At 68.1% G+C, this 2,763-nt stretch carries 2 protein-coding genes; one reads left to right on the top strand and one right to left on the bottom strand.

What is annotated here, in order from left to right; translation table 11 throughout:
• Nucleotides 1–559: 559 nt before the first annotated feature.
• The gene (locus ABZ471_RS48230) at nt 560–1,264 is read left to right on the top strand and encodes a DUF4142 domain-containing protein (RefSeq protein WP_359075508.1); all 705 of its coding nucleotides are present in this window, start codon (nt 560–562) and stop codon (nt 1,262–1,264) included.
• Between the two features lie 551 nt (nt 1,265–1,815).
• Here the strand turns inward: ABZ471_RS48230 and ABZ471_RS48225 are convergent.
• Nucleotides 1,816–2,763 (bottom strand): class I SAM-dependent methyltransferase (locus tag ABZ471_RS48225; RefSeq protein ID WP_359075507.1); only part of this gene is annotated, 948 nt, incomplete at its 5' end.

Genomic DNA, 2,763 nt, shown 5'->3' with positions numbered 1-2,763 from the left:
GGGTGTGGTTGGCGGTACGGCCTGAGCCGACGACGCCCTTGGTCAGCTGGGCCACCAGTTCGGGGGTGACCACGTCGGCGGCGGTGCGGGCGCCTGCGGGGGCGGGCGCGAGGGGGTTGGTGCCGGTGATGTCCGGGGCCTGCGAGTCCGTCATGACGCGCAGGGTATGCCGCAGCGGCAACACGAGGTGCATGTGTCCGCTATGTTACGTACAACCCTATATCCCTCTTGCGGACCTCGATGGCGCCACTGCCGCCGAAGTGGGCGGGGACGACCAGGGCCCGCTCGTCGACGGCGCGGTCGAGCCCCCGGAGGGCAAGCTGTGCGGCGCCGGCTGCTGCGCCGTTCATGGACGCTCACGGCGCCGACAGGACGCCGCTGCGCCCCACGTGCCACCTGGGGGTCCCCAGGCCCTGTAGGGCACTCGGGGAGGCACGATTGCCCGCAGCTCAGCGCCCTGAAGGCCCGCAGTTCAACGACCCCCTACCGAGCCGCCCCCAACCCGCCCTACCATGCCAAGCCCGCACACGCAGCACCTGCCGTGCGGGCAGGAGGCACCATGCGCCATCGCCCCCACCGTCCCGTCCAAGGCATGTTCAGCGGCACCGGACTCATCACCCTGTGCCTTGCGGCAACGGCCACAGCACTGCTCTCTTCGATCTGGTGGTACGCCGGCGCATCGGACGCGGCCGGCGCGAACGTACGCAGCGCACCGACTGTGACAACCCCATTCGGCCCGCTGTCCGCACAGGACCTGGACTTCATCACCAAGGCCCGCCTCGCGGGCCTGTGGGAGCTGCCCGCCGGACAGCTGGCGGAGCGCAAGGGCACCACCGAGGCCGTACGCGAAGCCGGGCACCACCTTGTCGACGGGCACACCTCCCTCGACACGCACGTGCGCACCACGGCCTCCCGGCTTCGCGTTCCCCTGCCCAACGAGCCCAACGAGCAGCAGAAGCAGTGGCTCGCCACCCTGACCGCGGCCATGGGCCAGGAGTTCGACCGGCAGTTCGCGGCCATCCTCAGGCTCGCGCACGGCCGGGTGTTCTCGCTCGTCGCCCAAGTCCGCGCCGGCACCCAGAACTCGCTGGTCCGCAGCCTCGGCGACGACGCCAACGCGACCGTGCTGGATCACATCAAGATCCTGGAGGCGACGAGGCTCGTCGACTTCTCCGCGCTGGCCCGTGACCTGGCGGCGGTTCCCTCCCCCGTGCCCGCGCCCCCAGCGGCCAACCCCACCTCAGCGGTTCCTGTTGCACCCTAGCCGTCCACGACGTACTCGCTGCCGACCCCGCCTTCAGCCCGGGCCCCGGCGAACAGCCCCTAACCTGCAAAGGCGCGTCCTACGGCGGTTGGCAGGTCTCATGCCGGAGCGCAAGAACAGCAGTGTGTGACCTTCCGCGAGTACAGAACATCACCCGCCCGCTCGAACGCGATCGCACAGGTGTAGCCGCCGATCTCGAGCGGCAGGACCAGGCGCCCGCTGTCGGCGGCTTGTTCTTGGCGCTCTACCGGGAGCCCCCGAGAGGTCCGAGCGTGCCGTCGGTCCGCACCGAAGGCCGGATCGAGGACATAACCATGTACTGCGGCTGTTCCATGCAGAAACGGTGTCACGGAGATTGTCAGGTCTCTGTGCGTCGTGATGAACAGCCTGCAAGGACGTTGTTCCTGGCTGCCACGTTTGGCTCCAGCGTCAGGCGGCCGAGTCGACTGGTCATCCGCTGCTGCCCTCGCAAACCTCGGGCAATCAGAGCCACCCGGGTTCGCCTGAGACCACGTCTTGCCACGTTGCCGCATGGCCTCAGAGGTGCATCGTTACTCCGCAGCCCTGGCCGTCAACAGCACCGGCAGGAGGCGTCGGGTCGCGTACTCGTCGCGGGCCGTAGCGAGCGTACGCAGGATGAGCTCCACCGATTCCTTGCCGTATATCTTGTCCCCAGCGCCCCGGAAGATCCGCATCAACTTCAGCCGATCCTCGATCAAAGCGATCGCCCAGTCCCGCAGGTCCCGACGGGTGAAGCTGGTGAAGCCCGCCGCGCGCAGCTGATCCAGGCGCTCTGCCACCGGAGTGGTGAAGAAGACCTCGCGGGGATGGACTTCTCGAAATGTTCGTGAGGGGCCGTCAAAGCCCGGTGTCAGACTGACCTCTTCCGTCACAACGAGCAGTCCTCCGGGCCGGAGCATGCGCGCTGCCTCACGCAGCACCTCATCGGGCCGGGGGAAGTGAGGCATGGAACCGGTCACGATCACCGCATCGAGCGCAGCGTCCTCCAACGGCACATCTGTGGCCGAGGCACAGATCTCGGCAATCATGGAGCGCCCCTGTTTGGCGCTGATTCGGCGGCTGGCCGCGCAGTGTTCGGGAACCAGGTCGATGCCGTACGCCCGCGACACGGGGATCCCACCTGCGACAAGCCGGTCCACGATGTAGCGAAGCGCGCCTCCGAACCCGCTTCCCAGTTCGCAGAAGGTGAGGGGGGAGTCCGGGAGTGCTCCGCGGATCGCATCCGCTACCAGATCGCAGCCGGGCGGGCCGAAGTGCCCCATCTGGTCAAGGCCCAGCAGCCCGCTGGGGCCGCTCCCTTCGGTGAACTCGAGGATGGCCCGCTCGGTCCGTTCCCAGTCGTGCAGGGCCGGGAACAGGCGCCGGTGATACTGGTACTGAACACTAACGAGCTCGTGCATGGTTGGCGGTGGCGAGGTGAAGCCGTGATCGTTGATCATGGATTCCGTGGTGGGGACTCGGGCGCGTGCAGCCATCGT

Origin of the sequence: Streptomyces sp. NPDC005728, from assembly GCF_040630895.1 — a bacterium.
Classification (GTDB): Bacteria; Actinomycetota; Actinomycetes; order Streptomycetales; family Streptomycetaceae; genus Streptomyces.
This window is presented reverse-complemented; position numbering and strand designations above follow the sequence as displayed.